At 59.4% G+C, this 15,937-nt stretch carries 16 protein-coding genes; 12 read left to right on the top strand and 4 right to left on the bottom strand.

Features of this window, described 5'->3' with window-relative positions; all coding sequences use genetic code 11:
• Positions 1-353 precede the first annotated feature (353 nt).
• The 3 genes from NKJ15_RS09940 (at position 354) to NKJ15_RS09930 (ending at position 4,802) form a co-directional block, all read left to right on the top strand.
• A complete protein-coding gene (locus NKJ15_RS09940; protein WP_352815041.1) occupies positions 354-1,754 on the top strand; it encodes a M20/M25/M40 family metallo-hydrolase in 1,401 nt (466 codons plus the stop codon).
• 261 nt (positions 1,755-2,015) lie between these two features.
• Entirely contained in the window at positions 2,016-3,692 is a 1,677-nt protein-coding gene (locus tag NKJ15_RS09935; RefSeq protein WP_352815039.1) for a phospholipase D-like domain-containing protein, read from the top strand.
• Between the two features lie 9 nt (positions 3,693-3,701).
• Entirely contained in the window at positions 3,702-4,802 is a 1,101-nt protein-coding gene (locus tag NKJ15_RS09930) for a hypothetical protein (RefSeq protein WP_352815038.1), read from the top strand.
• Between the two features lie 436 nt (positions 4,803-5,238).
• On the opposite strand, the gene NKJ15_RS09925 is transcribed toward NKJ15_RS09930, so the two are convergent.
• The 4 genes from NKJ15_RS09925 to NKJ15_RS09910 all read right to left on the bottom strand — a co-directional run bounded on the left by NKJ15_RS09925 (position 5,239) and on the right by NKJ15_RS09910 (position 8,849).
• Entirely contained in the window at positions 5,239-5,796 is a 558-nt protein-coding gene (locus tag NKJ15_RS09925; protein WP_352815037.1) for a hypothetical protein, read from the bottom strand.
• Entirely contained in the window at positions 5,796-6,641 is an 846-nt protein-coding gene (locus NKJ15_RS09920; RefSeq protein ID WP_352815035.1) for a hypothetical protein, read from the bottom strand. The genes NKJ15_RS09925 and NKJ15_RS09920 overlap by 1 nt, the downstream gene beginning before the upstream one ends.
• Positions 6,642-7,176: 535 nt before the next feature.
• Positions 7,177-7,689, bottom strand: coding sequence for a hypothetical protein (locus tag NKJ15_RS09915; protein ID WP_352815033.1), 513 nt, complete (start codon positions 7,687-7,689; stop codon positions 7,177-7,179).
• A gap of 632 nt (positions 7,690-8,321) precedes the next feature.
• Positions 8,322-8,849: a hypothetical protein gene (locus tag NKJ15_RS09910; protein ID WP_352815032.1), complete on the bottom strand. Its 528-nt coding sequence runs from the start codon at positions 8,847-8,849 to the stop codon at positions 8,322-8,324.
• 410 nt (positions 8,850-9,259) lie between these two features.
• Here NKJ15_RS09910 and NKJ15_RS09905 point away from each other — a divergent pair, with 410 nt between their 5' ends.
• The 9 genes from NKJ15_RS09905 to tnpB all read left to right on the top strand — a co-directional run.
• The gene (locus NKJ15_RS09905; RefSeq protein ID WP_352815030.1) at positions 9,260-10,309 is read left to right on the top strand and encodes a PilN domain-containing protein; all 1,050 of its coding nucleotides are present in this window, start codon (positions 9,260-9,262) and stop codon (positions 10,307-10,309) included.
• A gap of 2 nt (positions 10,310-10,311) precedes the next feature.
• Positions 10,312-10,911 (top strand): type II secretion system protein GspM, encoded by a 600-nt coding sequence (gene gspM / locus NKJ15_RS09900; protein WP_352815028.1) that lies wholly within the window; start codon positions 10,312-10,314, stop codon positions 10,909-10,911.
• The gene (locus tag NKJ15_RS09895; protein WP_352815027.1) at positions 10,908-11,453 is read left to right on the top strand and encodes a hypothetical protein; all 546 of its coding nucleotides are present in this window, start codon (positions 10,908-10,910) and stop codon (positions 11,451-11,453) included. Before gspM ends, NKJ15_RS09895 begins: the two co-directional genes overlap by 4 nt.
• Positions 11,450-12,364, top strand: a complete 915-nt coding sequence (locus tag NKJ15_RS09890) for a hypothetical protein (protein ID WP_352815025.1) — start codon at positions 11,450-11,452, stop codon at positions 12,362-12,364. The genes NKJ15_RS09895 and NKJ15_RS09890 overlap by 4 nt, the downstream gene beginning before the upstream one ends.
• Positions 12,361-14,004 (top strand): GspE/PulE family protein, encoded by a 1,644-nt coding sequence (locus NKJ15_RS09885; RefSeq protein WP_352815023.1) that lies wholly within the window; start codon positions 12,361-12,363, stop codon positions 14,002-14,004. The genes NKJ15_RS09890 and NKJ15_RS09885 overlap by 4 nt, the downstream gene beginning before the upstream one ends.
• The gene (locus tag NKJ15_RS09880) at positions 14,004-14,825 is read left to right on the top strand and encodes a type II secretion system F family protein (RefSeq protein WP_352815021.1); all 822 of its coding nucleotides are present in this window, start codon (positions 14,004-14,006) and stop codon (positions 14,823-14,825) included. Before NKJ15_RS09885 ends, NKJ15_RS09880 begins: the two co-directional genes overlap by 1 nt.
• A 34-nt stretch (positions 14,826-14,859) precedes the next feature.
• Positions 14,860-15,219 (top strand): type II secretion system F family protein, encoded by a 360-nt coding sequence (locus NKJ15_RS09875; protein WP_352815019.1) that lies wholly within the window; start codon positions 14,860-14,862, stop codon positions 15,217-15,219.
• A 105-nt stretch (positions 15,220-15,324) separates the two neighbouring features.
• Positions 15,325-15,678 carry an IS66-like element accessory protein TnpA gene (gene tnpA, locus NKJ15_RS09870; protein WP_031239744.1) on the top strand — a complete coding sequence of 118 codons (354 nt, stop codon included), beginning with the start codon at positions 15,325-15,327 and terminating at the stop codon, positions 15,676-15,678.
• The coding region (gene tnpB, locus NKJ15_RS09865) for an IS66 family insertion sequence element accessory protein TnpB (RefSeq protein ID WP_352808960.1) at positions 15,675-15,937 on the top strand (263 nt) is incomplete at its 3' end. The genes tnpA and tnpB, both read left to right, overlap by 4 nt.

Here is a 15,937-nt window from a genome sequence, read left to right as displayed (position 1 = left end):
CGATCGAAATCCGTACAGCGTTCACAGTGGTTTGGAAAGGCGCTCTCATCCAATTCGTTGTTACACCCGAAGGGCCAACCGAGGACTTTGCATCTCTTGGTGTTGGAGTGCATCCAGCGCCTGTCCATCGACGGCTTCCGAAGCGCGACGTCATGGCCAGGGGCCCGACGCAACATTGCGCCTGAGTATCGGCCTGGAGGACGAAGGCGAGCTCTGGGGCGATATCAAGCGCCTCCTGGCAACAAGCATGGGATCAACGGGAACGAAAAGCGCGAGCGAAGGATCTCTCAAGGTCGTCCGCTGCGTCTGACGGCGTCCGCGATATAAATTTTTGCGCACTTAAGGTGATCAACATGCCGGATGTGGAAAATGTGCTCCGTGACATTGACGACAATTTTGAGGTTTCAGTCCGCAAACTTCTGGAGTTAATCTCTATCCCGTCGGTTTCGAACGAGATTTCGGGCGAACCAGAAATTCTTCGCGCGGCTCACTGGCTCAAGTCGGAGTTGTCAGCGATCGGGCTTTCCGCGGAGATCATCCAGACCAACGGTCACCCGGTTGTCCTCGCCAGTTCTCCCGCAGGCTCCATGATCGAGCGCCCACGTTTGCTGTTTTACGGACATTACGATGTGCAGCCGGTCGGCGACTTGAAACAATGGACGCATTCGCCGTTTGAGCCGCGCGTGATCGAGGAAGAAGATGGCGCTCATCGCTTTTATGGCCGAGGTGCATCGGACAGCAAAAGCCAGCTCTGGACGTTCATCGAGGCTCTCCGTGCATGGAAAAGTATCGAGTGCAGTTTTCCAGCCGACATCATCGTGATGCTGGAAGGGGAAGAGGAGTCGGGGTCGGCAAGTTTGCCTGCCTTCATCGAAGCGCATCGGCATGATCTTCAATGCGACGTCGCGTTCATCTGCGATGCAGAGATGTGGTCGCCCACCCAGCCAGCCATCACGACACGACTCAAGGGGCTGGTCCACGAGCGAGTGACCATCTCGGCGCCCAATCCCGATCTTCATTCAGGTCACTACGGTGCCGTAGCCGCGAACCCCATCCGCATACTGAGCAACATTCTGACAGACATTCATGACAAAGCTGGGCGAGTGCGCATTGAGGGGTTTTACGACGGAGTTCGCGAGATTCCGGATAATCTGCGTCGGCGATGGCGGGGGCTCGAACAAGACGCAGGCCGGTTTGAAGAGGTCAACCTGAGCGGGGGCATAACGGAAGAAGGATATACCACGCTGGAAGCAATGTGGGCACGCCCCACCGTCGACATGAACGGCATCACGGGGGGCAATCAAGGACCGGGCGGACGGTCAGTTTTGCCTGGAAGTGCAACAGCACGTCTCAGCTTCCGGCTCGTCGATGCACAGGAACCGGGGAAGATCCGTGCCGGGTTCAGGGCCTACGTTGAATCGAAGCTTCCGAATGGTTGCACTGTGGAATTTGAGGGTGATGACGGCAGTCCGGCGGTAGTCCTTTCGCACGACAGCCCTTTCGTAGCTGCCGCTGCGCACGGACTGGAACGCGAGTGGGAAACACCTGCCATTCTGAGAGGGACAGGTGGTGCGATACCCTTAGTCCACCAGCTAAGCGAGGTTCTTGGCGTTGAGTGCGTCGTCATCGGCTTCATCTTGCCCGGTGACGCCATCCATGCGCCAGACGAACACTACGATACGCGACGTCTACGAAAGGGCGTTCGCAGCTGGGTTAGGATCTTTGAAGAAATCCAACTGCGGATCGCAGGATAGACGCCGGAACGCGTGAAAGCGCCGGTAGCGGTCCTCCGCCGCCGGTTCTCAAAATGATCGCAGTGGGGCCTCAAACGGACTGGCCGTTTCGAGGCTCGGATTGGCAAGAGCGGACCTTCAAGGCGGCGACCCCCTGATGCTTGCGTGCTGCCCTCGAAGAACTGTAGCGCCATGTTTTTCGCGAAGCGATAAACACTACTCTTCTTTGTGACAAGGCGTGCTGTTACTGTCGCCGCAGCGTTCTAGCAAAGCGGAGGGGGCATGCGTGCATGGAATAGCAACGGGCCGATCGCGGTCACGGCGGTCGCTGGCACCTACGTGGTCACGCTGGGCTTCGACCTTGCCGAACTCGAGTGCGAGGGCCTGCTGGGCTTTTCTGTCCACCGGATCGATCACGAGGAAAACGGGGCCTATTTCCTCGAGGGCATGAAGTGTTTCGCCGAGACCGATCCCGGATTTCCGGCGGGCGCTACCTACCCCACCAATGAGCAGCCCATCCAGAGCTTCCAATGGGCCGACTACACAGCAAAACCCGGACACCGCTACACCTACACGATCACCGCGCTCAAAGGGGCGCCGCCCTCCCTCACCGCGTCGGCCGATGTCGCGGTGGAGGTAACGACGGAAGGCCCTGAGAATGGCGACCACGATGTCTACTTCAATCGCGGCGTGGCCGCCTCACAGGCTTACGTCGACCGTTTCGGCAATCGCCGGCCGGAACAGGTCCAGAATGGGCAAGCCTGGATCTGGCTGTCTCGAGGCCTCTATGAGGCTATGACCGCCTTCGTCGAGGCGGCGGTGCCCGGCACGCACACGCTGCGCGTCGCAGCCTACGAGTTTCACTACGAACCCTTCCTGAAATTGCTGAAGGACGCCATCAACCGCGGCGTGGATGTCAAAATCGTCTACGATGGCCGCAAGGCCAAGCCGGGGGACAATAACCGCGAGGCTATCGCCAAGGTCGACGAAAACGGCGGCGAGGCGCTCGCCGATCACTGCAAGGAGCGTAGGAGCAACAAGTCGTACATCTCCCACAACAAGTTCATCGTGAAGCTGGAGAACGGCGCTCCCGTGTCGGTCTGGACAGGCGGCACGAACTTTTCGGATGGCGGCATCTTCGGCCACTCCAACGTCGCGCACGTAGTCGAAGATCCCGATACGGCCGACCTCTATCTCAAATACTGGACGGCCCTGCGCGAGGATCCGACCAATGGCAAGCTCAACGATATCACGGAGGATCTGACGCCCCTTCCCGCCATGCCGCCGCCGAGCGGAACGAGCGTCATCTTCAGCCCGCGCTCCGACCTCACCGCGCTGCAGTGGTATGCAGACCTTGCCATGATTGGCCGCGAAGGCGTGTTCATGACATTTGCGTTCGGCATGCACGATCTGTTCAAGGACGTCTATCGCAACAGCGCGGCCCCGTTTCGTCTCGCCTTGCTCGAGAAGGCGACCCGACCGTTGAAGGAAGGCAGTCCGGAGCGCGAAGCGGAGGAGGAAGCTATCCAGCTCCTGCGCAACATGCCCGCGAATACCTTCGCCATCGGGTCGCTGATCGCCACCAACAAGATCGACGGCTGGGTCCAGGAGCACCTGTCCGGATTGAACCGCAATGTCAAATATGTGCACAACAAGTTCATGCTGGTCGACCCGATGTCGGACAAACCCATGGTGGTCGCCGGCTCGGCGAACTTCAGCGACGCCTCGACTGACCAGAATGACGAGAACATGCTCGTCATCGTTGGCAACACGCGCGTCGCCGACATTTACCTCGGCGAGTTCATGCGCCTCTATTCCCATCACGCCTTTCGCGAGTCGCTGGCCTGGCGCGATCCCAGCGATCCACCCAAGCCTTTGCGGACCGATCGGTGGTGGTCGGACTACTTTGGAAACACGGAACGTTCGGTTCGCCGCCAATTCTTCGCCCGTCGATTCTAGGAGGTTCTCGTGACACATGCCCGGTTGGCCGCCGTTTCGGTCGCCATGCTCATCGCCTGTATCGGCCAGGTCTCGGCAGCCCAAATCCGCATCGCGAACTGGAACATCCAGACGCTGGTCTATGCCGGAGATCCCCACACCGTCTTCCCGGGCGACCACGTGCGCCAGCCAGGCGACTTCGCTGATTTGCGTGCATGGCGCGACAAGGTCGACGCGCCGGTCTTCTTCCTCCAGGAGGTGACAAGCCCCGCCGCGCTCGATGAGGTGTTTCCGGTCGTGAATGGGTGGGAACACTGCATCAGTGGCCAATTCGCCGAGGACGAGAAGCTGGCGCCGGGTCCGATCTGCACTAAGGCTGGGGGTTCCCTCGTCAAGCCGGCGGGAGAGACACGGACACAGTACACGGGCGTTGCGTGGCGCCCCTCGGCTGGAGTTTCCATCGACTCAGTCGTTGACGTTGCCGATCTGAATGTTCGCTCCGACGACCCTGACGGGATCCGCAACGTCAGATGGGGGCTCGACGTCACCCTTCACAGCGGAGGAACGGCACTGCGGGTGCTCATCGTTCATCTCAAGTCCGGCTGTTTCGACGATTTCATGGATTTCCGGTTCTTCACCGTCGATCCGGCCACCACGTCGCCCGAGCGCAACAGCTGCAACACGCTCGCGAGGCAGATGTACCCGCTTCACAAGTGGCTTCGCGCCCGGGAGGAGGCAGGCAATGCCTGGATGATCGTGGGCGATTTTAATCGTCGGCTCGACGCCGGCGCCGGGACGTTCCAGGATGAGATGTGGCAGGCGTTGTCGGCCTATTCCCCCGGCTCAAGCGGGATCGATCGAGACACCCGTCCGGACACCGAGTTGTTCCGCGCTCCCTACAAGAAATCGTCGCAGTGCTGGGCCGACATGGCCACCGCCTATCCCGCAACGCTCGCGGCGGCAGACAAATACAACATGGTTCCGATCGAATTCTTTGTCTTTGGGAAGAGAGCCGTTGAACTAGTCGCCCGAGGGACTGAGGAACAAATAGTGTGGACGCCCGCGACGCCCGCCGATCCAAAACGCCTCTCTGATCACTGTCCAGCACGAATGACACTCGATACGAATTAGAGCCGAGCAGACTCCTTGGTTTGTTCGTTCGAAGCGTGATCTCCCATGAGCCTAATTGGCGTCCGAACACTCGCTGCCGCCTTTTGACGCCACGGCATTGCTACGCGCTGCTCCCGGCGCCTGCCACTCGTTACATACTCGCACGTTCGGAGGCATGTCGAGGGCTGGACGGCTGCATGCTATCACGCGGCGCGAAATGTCCTTCCCCCAAGCCGGGAGAAATCTGATTTGTGCCTTGCGGAGTGTTTAGGGGCCGATTGCCAACCCGCCACATGCTCTCTGACCACCGGCACGGCGTAGTGCGGCAGGGCGACGTCCACGTCGGCGGTGCCCGGAAGGGAGCCGAAAGGACTTGTGCTGCTGCCGCCGTGTTAGCTGGATCTCAATCCCTTCAGAGGGCACCTAAGGGCTGACAGGGCTCCAGCGCGGAGAAAACTCAGGCCTGCTGCGCGATAGCTCGTGCCGCCGTCTCTAGGCTAGCACACGCTCCGTCAAAGTCCGCGAAAGCTCGGATTAAGGCGATACGCGTTCGCTCGGCCGAAAGCATGGCCTCGCTGACCGCCGGAGGAAATGACTGCGCAGTGTTGTCAAGATCCAATGAACTCAATTGTGCAACAACGAATTGGTTCTGTTTCCGGAACTGCCCTGTCCTTTGCGCCACCGCGAAGCAGGCTTGGCGCAAGGCTGGAGGAACAACATGTGGAACGTCCATTGCCGCAGTAAGTTCGAGACCCCGATCAGCAAGCGCTGCCAAATCCGGCAACGCTTCACCCCCGCGGCTCGGCAATGAAAGCGACAGCACCGACTGACCGTCAACCGGCACACAGCTGTTGAGATCGATCGCTCCACTCGGCTTAAGGTTACAGACATGGAGCCTGCCTCTAATAATGACTTGGACCTTTCCGCGATCGCCATCCGCACCAGCCATCTCGATGACGGAAGCTGCGGCACTTCGTTTGCGGGGCTTCTTGGGTGCTTCGCTGTCCTGCGGCATTACGGGCTAATCCTCCCCGAATTGATTTGCGAGTTAATTTGTGAGGCGAGGGACGAGAATTGGCCGGCTGGCCCTAACGCGCTCGGATCAGTGAGATCGGCCGGTGCCATTGTGATCACCAGCTGCTGCACCCGGTCGCGTTGACCGAAAACCAATGGATTCTGTCCCGTACCAAACTCGACCAGCTTCCACACCGGCGCGACGCCGCCTGACGACACGATCAGAAACTTCACGTCGTGAGAGATTGTGTCGGCCTTGCCCCCGAATTTGGGGTGCACGGGGAACTTACTCGACGGGCCGTTGCTAACAGCAACATTCAGAGATGCAGATAGCCAATCCTCAATCTTGAGATTGCTTTTTACAAAAAGCGTCCCTCTGTAGGTTCCGCCGTACTCACAGCGTTCGAATTTCTTGCCGACAAAATCCTTGATCCTGTAGGTCATACTGACCTTGTCGATACGCGTCGCCTGATTCTTGTAGTTGCCGGACAGCCCAAGAGTAAACGTTTCGCTGTCGACGAGCGGGTGGAGTTTGCTGACAAATGAGGGAGTCGGATTAACACTGGATTGCTCATCCACCTGAAAAGTGAGCGCGACCTGTGCATTCCATTTGTTGAGAAAACCGTAGTCACCGGCCAATTGAGGGTTCTTATCTACCACGGTAGAGATGTTACTGACCGCGTGACCGAGCTCACAGGCGACGAGGGTCATGACCTCAGACTCCATCGCTTCGGCGTTGAGAGGGCTACCCCAGAATTCTTGAATATTCGGCGTTACCGTACCGCAAGCTGAGAGGCATGCTGCGGAAGCGATAAGGAAAGGAAGAGTTTCGAGTATTTTGAACATTGCCCCCGCCCATGATCGACGCCTTTTCAGTCATATACGCACGACTCCGCCACGCGGCCCGCGAAGTAAGCGACCACAGCAAGACTGGTATATCTAACTGCCGAATTGAAACCCCATCTTAGGCGAGGAGAGGCTCGGATGACTTGATAGTCAACACGTGTGCTTGACATTGACTGTGCGAGAATAACTTATGCACAGAAATTTGTGCTACGTCGTTCTTCAAGAACTGGAAATCAAGTATTGTGGGAAAGCGATGATTTTTTCCGGCCCCGCGACCCGCTCATCAAACTTCGGTGCTCATTCACATCAACGATGCCATTGTTCACCCAGCTGTACCGATGACCTGAACGAATGACAGCCTGCGGCATCAGCATTTGCGGTATTGAACGGCTGGTATGAAGCGCGTTACTGCCCGGCCGCTACTCGCCTCGTTGCGGTCGTTAGCCCTTCGCTCCGGCACGGAATGCTCCTGGCTTAAGCTACCACTCGAACGAGCATTCAATGCCGCATCGGGGGCCTCCGATCCCGACTGCATTCACGATGGCCAAAGCGGCTTCGCCCGCTCAATGCGATATCTTTTCTCGAACTCACGGAGCAACATTTCGAGCGTTGCCTCAAAAGCTCCCTGATCAAACATCATCGATTTCTTCGCCTCATGAAGGTAGCGCCAGTCGGTGAAGGCATCTTGGTGCTGATGCAGAATGTGACGAATGCCGTAGTCGATGTAGAACGCATTGGGATGATACGGGACCACTGACCTTTTGAACTCAGCGTCGAGTTTCTCTTGGCTTTCGGGCTTAAGGCGATCAAACAGCTTCATCAGGTTGTGCGATTTGACAACTCTTGGATCGTCGTGGTCGAAGACGAACCACGCTTTGAGTGCCAGCTCCATCGAAAGCGCCAAAAGCATCGGTTCAACACCGACGTGTTCGCGTTCGCTCAGGTCTGCATGCTCTCCGAATTCTCGACTTGGAAAGCTCTGAGTTTTTCGAAAGATCGCCTTTGCGGCTTCCCCGATCCTAATGGCAGTCGATAAGCGCGCACCCATTAGAGATCCATTGGTGGAAACTGGCTCTGGAACTTGACCTGAGATATTGCAAGTACGCAGTCGCTTAGGCTAGGTGGCAGGAATTACAACCTAGCGGCAAGTTAGAGTTGAGTTAACTGCCGGCGACCTGTTTTTCCTACCTCTTTGGGGCGCGAATGCTATCTGGTTGTGGTCCTGGTTATCTGAGCCAAGGTCTTTAAATTGTGGAGCATCCGCGCAAGCTTGCCGCGCTATATCAGATCGTCTACATTCAAATGCTGCGTCCGGCTAATGAGCAGACTGTCCGCCTTCAGGAACGACCGGAATGAGGCGCGAAGCGCTCGTTCGCGTCGCGGAAAACGTTCGTCGGCTTCGGGCTAGACTTTGCCGTTCCCCACCGATCTTTGCAGCACCAAGACAGGTCCATCACGCCCCACACCGTAGAAAATACCGCAAGTCTTCTGAGTGGGGGGAAAGGCGGTAGCGCTCTCCCGCTACCATCTTAGACCCACTATCGTACGCAATAGTGGGATTTTGCCTGTCGCGCTTCTCGGCCACCGCGCGTTCTCCAGCATACCGCGCTTGGGGAAGGTATTGCCACCGATGAGGGCGGCAAGCTTGCCTTTGATCTCGACCTCAATACCCTGTCGTGCTCATTTGGGATGAACCGTCACACTGTGAACGAGCGCGCGGAAGCTCTTCACCAGCGCGCCCTGATCGTCATTTGCCTCGGCGTGATGAGCTAAGACCGAAGCGAGCTCATCGACCGTTTTGACATACCTTTCTATCGTCGCTGGATGTACGGCAAGGGTTGATGGCGCCTCTTCAAGATTGGCGAGTTCTGCCTCAGCCTCGATGCGTCGACCTTTCAGTTCGGCAATGCGTTCTCGGGCGTCATCATCACCGATGATTCCCTTGACTAACAAGTCAATGTTGCGTTGTCGCTCGGCTTCAATCCTTGCGATCTTTGTCTCAAGGGTGATCCGAGCATTGGTCGCACCGGCTGCCAGCCGTTGACGCTCTTGATTATAATTCCGCACGTAGATCTCAATGAGACGCGGATCCTTCAGCTCATCACGCATTCCATCCAATACAGCATTCTTGGAGCAGCTGCCGCTCTCACGAACTGTCGAACAGCGGATTCGTGTCTTGCCGGTCTTGTCGCGGTCGTGCACCGACATGCCCGAACCGCAGCAACCACATCGCAACAGGCCCGAGAGGAGATGCGGTGGACGTAGTGCCCGATGCCGAAACAGGTGCACCTGGCACTGGCCGACGTGGGTGGCCTGCGGCGCGCTTGCCAAAGTGCACCGCGCCTATGCGAGGACAATCCACCTTCGGCAACCAGAGCCGGCGTTATTGGCAAGATCGCGCCGGCGCCGTTGCCCTCCACAAGGATTAGCTACGGGATCCAAAACGTCCGCTCGTCGTCACAATCAATCCTCAACCAACGAACGGGGCCTATATCAGCCAACAAAGCTGTGGCCAACCGACGTTGCGCACTCTCAACGATGTCCGCGTCACACCAGCAACTGTAATCTCGGTCTGAAAACCTCGGCCGAGAATCAGCTGGGGTGGCGGGCGGCTGATCTTGGCAACAGTTAACGAGCAATTCCTGGATTTCTTCGACTGGTGGCTCGACGAGCTGCGAGGGGTCTGGACGCGGGTTACGCTCAAGCAAAAGCGATCTTACACCGGCGAGTGGATGATCGGCATGGCGGATGACGGCATCCGAGTGCGCGCAGCAGGCGCACCCGAATTTCAATCCAGCTCTTTGGCACTCAACGCCTCGGCGGATGAGATCTCCGCGCTGCTCCAGACCGGACGTCGGCGGAAACGGCCGACCTTCGACATCCTGATCGAGCCGGAGCTGCATCTTACGCGGCAGTTGGCGGGACGACGGCTGCCGCTTCGGCAAGCGAGAAGCATGGCCGAACTCGACCTTCTGGCATCAACGCCGATCGATCCGGCGCAGGTGCATATTGTCTTTGCGGAACACTCGGAGCAGGACTGTTCCTACCACGTCGTGAAAACCAAGACGCTCGCGGCCGTTCTGGAAGCTATTCGCCGCTCCGGTGGAACGCTTGGCTCACTGTCTGTGGCCGATGCGGACCGGGTGCGACAGGCAGATCGGTTAAGCTTGGCTGCCATTTGGCCACCGACAAAGCGCGACAGCCGCACAAGACTCGCCTGGACGGCGGCATGTTTGATCTTGCTTGGCGCAACACTCGTCACCTTCGGTCATGCGCAATGGCGTTGTTGGCAGGCCGGCACGGAGCTGGACGCGCAAATCGCCGATGCTCAGGTGCAAGCCAAGGCGGCGCGATCGTCGCTGCAGAAACGCCAGACTGCCATGGCGCAGGTTGAAACAATCCGGAACGAGAAGAAAACGTCCGCCTCGCTGGTTCACGTCTGGGCCGAGCTGACGCACCTGCTCCCCGACACGGCCTGGCTAACCGACCTGTCAGCCAAAGGCGGCGATCTGACCATCACCGGATTTTCAACCTCGGCTGCCGAACTGATCGAGCCACTGGACGCATCGGCGCTGTTTTCAGCGCCAGAGTTCGCGGCCCCCGTGGTCAAGGTTCCGGGCCACGACGGCGAGCGCTTTACCATCACAGCAAAAATCGGAGCGCTTTGACGATGCTTTCCACCATCCTCAACGCACGCCCGATGGTCCGTCGTCTCATCGCTCTGGCCATTGCGGCAGCAGCTGCCTGCATTGCCGGCTGGGTGGTGCTCATGGCATTTGACAGCGTCACGTCGGCAAAGGCCGGGATCGAGGAGAAACGAGAGGTTCTCGGCCAGTTGCAGGCTGTGGCGGCACTTTCCAAACGCCTCGACAGCGCCTCAGATCCTGCCGCGGCTACAAACCCTGAATTTTTGACCGGGGAAAGCGAGGCGGTCATTCGCGGCGGGCTTCAGACGCGGTTGAACGCGATTGCCGCATCGAATGGGGTGACGGTGCTGTCGGCCGGCAACGCGCCGGCGCTCAGCGAAGCAGGGGTGGATTTCATTGGGTTGCGGGCAAACCTTTCGGGGCCTCTGCAAGGCGTCCACAATGCAATCCTCGGCATCGAAACCTCATTTCCGGTGCTGTTCATCCGCGAGGCCACCTTGCGAGCGACTGACGTCGGACCGGCCGCTGACCGAACGGCGGATCCGGAGCTTTTTGCCGAGATTCTGTTCTACGGGCCGCTGCAGACAAAGGTGGTGTCCCCGCCAGCCGGGGCGAACCCATGACCGGCAAATTCGCGGGGCTAGCCTTGGCTGCGGCGATTGCGGGCCTCGTTGCCGTCAATTTGGTGCTTTACGATACGCCTGTCGACATCGCACCGATCGTTTCGGCAAAGGGGCGCGATGGGGGGTTGGCACCGAGCTCGCCGGGATCGCTTCAGATTCCGGAGGCAGGTGATTTCAGCGAAACCTTCGAACGGCCGCTGTTCAGCCCAACCCGCCGAAAATTCGTGCCCGAGCCGGTACAGCCGCCGGCAGTCGAAGTCGCCTCCGTAGCGGTCGAGCAGCCACCGCCGCAGAATCTTGCGCCAATAGTGGCGCCATCGCTTCTGGGGATCAGCATTCACGGCGGAGCGGCGAAGGCACTGCTGCGGATCGCGGGGGCCGATGCGGCTGTCTGGTATGGCAACGGCGAGATCGTCGATGGCTGGACGCTTTCCGCTATCGACAAAAACCAGGCCGTACTGGAGCGGGACGGCAAGGTCACCCGTATCTCGCTTTATCCTTCAGTCCAGGATGGCCAGCCTGTCGGGAGCGTTGGCCAATGAGTGGCGATCGTTTTGACGACGAAAGCACGAGCGCCGGCTTTTCGCTCGTCGCGTTGCTGGTCTTCATGCTGATCGTCTCCGCCATCGTGGTTCCCTTTGCCGTGACGGCAAAGACAAGGTTGATGATCGCCAACAATGAGGTCGAGCAGGAGCGGCTCTCGCTGCTGGCCGAAGGCCTGGCCAATGTGGTTTCGAGCGAGTTGGCCGACGGTTTTGCGACGGAAAAGCTGCCGCCGAACTCCACGCCGACAGCCTGCCGGTCGGGGGAATTCACCTTCGATGTCCGGATACAGGACCATAGCGGGCTGATCGATCTCAATGCCGCGGATGCTTATCTGCTGTCGCTGGGTTTTGCCTCGCTCGGTTTCGATCGGCAGACGTCCGAAGAACTGGCCGAAGCCGCTATCCAATTCCGGGGCAGCATCAATGCTTTCGCCGCGCAGGCCGCCGAGCCTACAACTTCGGTCGGGCCGGCTCAAAACAAGCAGACGCCGTTCGAATCCGTCTCCGAATTGCAGGAGTTTTCCGCCCTTGCTTCGACGCCGCTGCATGATCTCCATGATGTCTTCACGGTTTTTTCGAAGCGCGGCACGCTCAGCCTCGACCGTGCTTCTAGCCGCCTCCGAACAGTCCTTGCCGGTGCATCAGCGAGTAGCGCTTCGATCACGCAAGGTGCTACCGAGGCTTCAGCCTATTCGGTCGAAGTCATAGTAAGGCGAGATGGATCGGGAATTACAGGCCAGGTCGGATTTGTCGTCGAGAAATTCCCGGCCAGCGCGGCAGGCTTTCGGCGTCTTTCACGAACTCCCGCCGCGGAGATCACCGACCTCGCTGCGACGACATCCTCCAGGGATTGCGACGCGCTTTTCGGAAGTGCGGCAGCGCAGATCCTGAGGGGATGGGCGTCATGAACCCGGCCATCCGGACCTCCGGCGTCGAGGCATTTCTTGCTTTTCTCGAAACCGAGAAAGTGCTGAGCGCGCATGCAACCCAACGCGCTTTGGGCGCGTCGAAGACATCGGGGCATCCGTTCGACACGGTGATGACCGAACTCGGGCTGATTGGCGAACAGGAGCTTGCCGACAATCTCAGCCGCTTCATGAACCTACCGTCGCCTGTCGACATACCGGAGCAGTTCAATCCCGAAGTGTTTTCAAGCGTTCCACTGAACTATCTCCGTGAGAACGCGATCCTTCCCTTAGCGATTGATGCACAACAACTGGTTGTCGCCGTCGCCGATCCGTTCTCGTCGGCTATGATCGATGCGCTGGCCTTTCACTGTGAGCGGACACCGGCGCTCAGAGTACTGCCAAGGCGGGTGATTGCCGAATGCATCGACCGGATCGAGCAGTCCGCCAAGGGAGCTGTGTTATCTGATGTAGACGGTGCAGCCTCTTCGGATTTCGGCCCTGATGATCTCGAACGGTTGAAGGACTTTGCCCGTGAGGCGCCGATCGTCCGCTTTGTCGCCGACACGATCCACAAGGCGGTCGACGCGAGAGCCACCGATATCCACATCGAACCGCTCGAGGATCACGTCCGCATCCGCTTCAGGCATGACGGCATGCTGTCCACCGTCGATACGGCATCTACGGCGATGCTCTCCGGCATTTCGACGCGCATAAAAATCCTGTCGCGGCTCAATATCGCCGAACGGCGGCTGCCGCAGGATGGACGGATGCGCATTGCGGTGCGTGGCCGGGATATAGACCTTCGCGTCTCGGTCATTCCGTCCATTCACGGTGAAGCCATCGTGCTCAGGATTCTCGACCGCGCCGGCGTCGAGCTGCGGCTGACAAAACTCGGCTTCGACGATGCCGCACAGGCCAAGATCAGAAGCATGTCGCAATCCGCCAACGGCATCGTGCTGATCACCGGGCCGACCGGCAGCGGCAAGACGACCACACTCTATTCGATCCTCGCCGAACGCTCGCGGCCAGATGTGAAAATTTTCACGGTCGAGGATCCGGTCGAGTACCGGATGGCGGGCATCACGCAGTTGCAGGTCAATCCGGCGATCGACCTCGATTTTGCCGCAGCGCTCCGTTCGATCCTGCGACAGGATCCCGACATCATCCTGCTTGGCGAAATTCGCGACCGCGCGACGGCGCAAGTCGCGGTCCAGGCGGCTTTGACCGGCCACTTGGTATTTTCGACACTGCACACCAACAGTGCGGCCGGAGCGCTGACGCGCCTTCGCGACATGGGCATCGACGGCTATCTGCTCGGGGCGACTGTCCGAGGCGTCATCGCGCAACGGTTGCTGCGCCGCGTCTGTCCGGCTTGCCATGGGACGGATCAAACAGGTTGCACCTGCCGCACCTGCGATGGTTCTGGCTACAGCGGCCGTACAGTGACCTACGAAATGCTGCAGGTGTCGCCGCGCATCGCCGAGCTTATCGACCAGGGCGCCGGCGAAATGGAAATCGGCAGGGTTGCAGCGGAAGACGATCTCGTTCCGATGGCGGTCCATGCAAAGGCGCTGGCGCAATCGCAAGTGACGACAATGGAAGAAGTCCGGCGCGTCATCGACCTCAACGGAGGCGGTTGATGCCGGCCTTTGCCTATCGTGCCTATCTTGTCGATGGAACTCGGGAGAGCGGCGTTCTCGACGCGTCGACCAAACAAGATGCTGCCCGCAAACTGGCGCAACAGGGACGTCGGTCCTATCATCTCGCTCCCGTAGGCAGAGCAAAGCAATTCATTCGGCTGCCGGGACGCGGCGCGCTGACATTTACACGACGGGTCGATCTCGACCGTCTCTTCTCCGAGCTTTCGGTGCTCTTGAACGCGGGTTTCACCGTCGATCGCGCCTTGAGCGCGGTGATTTCGGGCGAAGGCAACCATACCCGACGCCAGCAATTGCAGTCCGTGCTCGACCTCACGACCGGCGGCCGCCCGATTGCGGAAGCCTTTGGCAGCCTGCCGTGGATCACATCCGACGTTGCGGCCTTGCTCGCCAGCGGCGAACGCAGCGGCAAGATGGCATTCATCTGCCAAAGGCTGGCCGATACATTCGAAGCAAAGGCAAAGCGTCATGCCGCGATTATCGAGGCCCTGACTTACCCGGCATTTCTTCTGGTCGCGATGAGCGGGGCGCTGGTCATTCTGGCCACGGTGCTTGTGCCTGCGCTGGAGCCGATCTTCGAAGGCTCGTCGGCAGCAAAACCGTTCACCATGAAGATGCTTTCCGGGCTCGGCACGGTCTTCACCGACTATCCCTTCGTGTTCCCGCTCGCGGCAACCGTTGCTTTGCTCTTCTCTCTTTCTTTCGCGGTCGGCGGGGGCGAAGGCGTTGTTGTCGCGCTGGCTGCTGAGAATTCCGTTAATCGGGCAGTTGGTCAAGGAAACGGTGATAGCGCGCTATCTTGAGACTTTGTCCCTTCTTCTCGGCAACGGGGTGGCGATGACCGAAGCGCTTGGCCTGTCGGCGAATGTCACCCGGCAGAGTTCACTATGGGCAAGTTTTACTGCGATCGAAGACGACGTGGCCAATGGCGCCCGCCTTCATAGTGCGATCATCAAGGCCGGCATTTTCGACAATGCGACGATGTCGCTTATCTCGCTCGGCGAAGATGCGAACGCGCTTCCCGTCGTGCTGGATCGCGCCGGAAAGATGCTCCAGGCCGCGCTGACACGGCGGATCGACGCCGTGCTGAAACTGTTGACGCCGGCGTTGACGATTTCGCTCGGCTTTCTCGTCGGCAGCCTTGTCATTTCAGTGATGACGACGATCCTCAGCATCAACGATCTGGCCCTGAAATGACGGCCGCGCCGATACCCTCCGGCGAAGGCCGCCTTGCGAGAGGACGGCACGGTAGCGAGGCTGCGCTCTTAAGGTCGCCCTTACGAGCGAAGTTAGCAGCACAGCATGAGCCATGTGACGTTATTGACCGGGCCTGAGCGTCGTCGTCGTTGGCGTGAAGAGGATCAGTGCCGGATACTGGCCGCGGCATTCGCGCCCGGGGCCACAGTGGCGGCGGTAGCGCGTCAGTACGATGTCGCGACCAGCCTGATCTATAAGTGGCGCCGCACGGTGAGAGCCCGCGAGACGGGCTTTGCCGAAGTTGTCGTGGCTCCCGATGAGCCTGTCGCCGTTTCGCGGCCGGCGGCATCCCCAGCGGTGATCGAGCTGGAGGTCGCCGGCAAGGTGCGGCTGCGGATTCCGCTGACCACGCCGCCAACACTGGCGGCAGCGATGGTGAAGGCGCTGGGCGTTTCATGATCCCGGTTCCGAGCCAGGTGCGGATCTGGTTGGCGGTCGGCCGGACCGATATGCGTCGCGGGATGCAAGGCCTCGCTCTGCAGGTTCAGGAGACGCTGGGCCGGGACCCGCATGCCGGCGATATTTATGTCTTCCGCGGCCGCAGCGGCAATCTGATCAAGATTATCTGGCATGATGGGCTCGGCATGTCGCTGTATGCAAAACGGCTCGAGAAGGGCCGGTTTCTATGGCCGTCGCCGGCGGACGGCACGGTTTCCAT

This window comes from Mesorhizobium sp. M0207, assembly GCF_040321995.1.
Taxonomy (GTDB): domain Bacteria; phylum Pseudomonadota; class Alphaproteobacteria; order Rhizobiales; family Rhizobiaceae; genus Mesorhizobium.
Note: the sequence above shows the minus strand (reverse complement) of the source record. Positions and strands in the feature narration are given on the sequence as shown.

What these genes read in the sequence shown, in the direction of transcription:
- NKJ15_RS09910 (WP_352815032.1), bottom strand. Translation starts at nt 8,849, where the DNA reads ATGTCGGTGCACGACCGCGACAAGACCGGCAAGACACGAATCCGCTGT.
- NKJ15_RS09940 (WP_352815041.1), top strand. Translation starts at nt 354, where the DNA reads ATGCCGGATGTGGAAAATGTGCTCCGTGACATTGACGACAATTTTGAG.
- NKJ15_RS09880 (WP_352815021.1), top strand. Translation starts at nt 14,004, where the DNA reads ATGCCGGCCTTTGCCTATCGTGCCTATCTTGTCGATGGAACTCGGGAG.
- NKJ15_RS09935 (WP_352815039.1), top strand. Translation starts at nt 2,016, where the DNA reads ATGCGTGCATGGAATAGCAACGGGCCGATCGCGGTCACGGCGGTCGCT.
- NKJ15_RS09915 (WP_352815033.1), bottom strand. Translation starts at nt 7,689, where the DNA reads ATGGGTGCGCGCTTATCGACTGCCATTAGGATCGGGGAAGCCGCAAAG.
- NKJ15_RS09885 (WP_352815023.1), top strand. Translation starts at nt 12,361, where the DNA reads ATGAACCCGGCCATCCGGACCTCCGGCGTCGAGGCATTTCTTGCTTTT.
- NKJ15_RS09895 (WP_352815027.1), top strand. Translation starts at nt 10,908, where the DNA reads ATGACCGGCAAATTCGCGGGGCTAGCCTTGGCTGCGGCGATTGCGGGC.
- tnpA (WP_031239744.1), top strand. Translation starts at nt 15,325, where the DNA reads ATGAGCCATGTGACGTTATTGACCGGGCCTGAGCGTCGTCGTCGTTGG.
- NKJ15_RS09925 (WP_352815037.1), bottom strand. Translation starts at nt 5,796, where the DNA reads ATGCCGCAGGACAGCGAAGCACCCAAGAAGCCCCGCAAACGAAGTGCC.
- NKJ15_RS09875 (WP_352815019.1), top strand. Translation starts at nt 14,860, where the DNA reads ATGACCGAAGCGCTTGGCCTGTCGGCGAATGTCACCCGGCAGAGTTCA.
- NKJ15_RS09890 (WP_352815025.1), top strand. Translation starts at nt 11,450, where the DNA reads ATGAGTGGCGATCGTTTTGACGACGAAAGCACGAGCGCCGGCTTTTCG.
- NKJ15_RS09920 (WP_352815035.1), bottom strand. Translation starts at nt 6,641, where the DNA reads ATGTTCAAAATACTCGAAACTCTTCCTTTCCTTATCGCTTCCGCAGCA.
- gspM (WP_352815028.1), top strand. Translation starts at nt 10,312, where the DNA reads ATGCTTTCCACCATCCTCAACGCACGCCCGATGGTCCGTCGTCTCATC.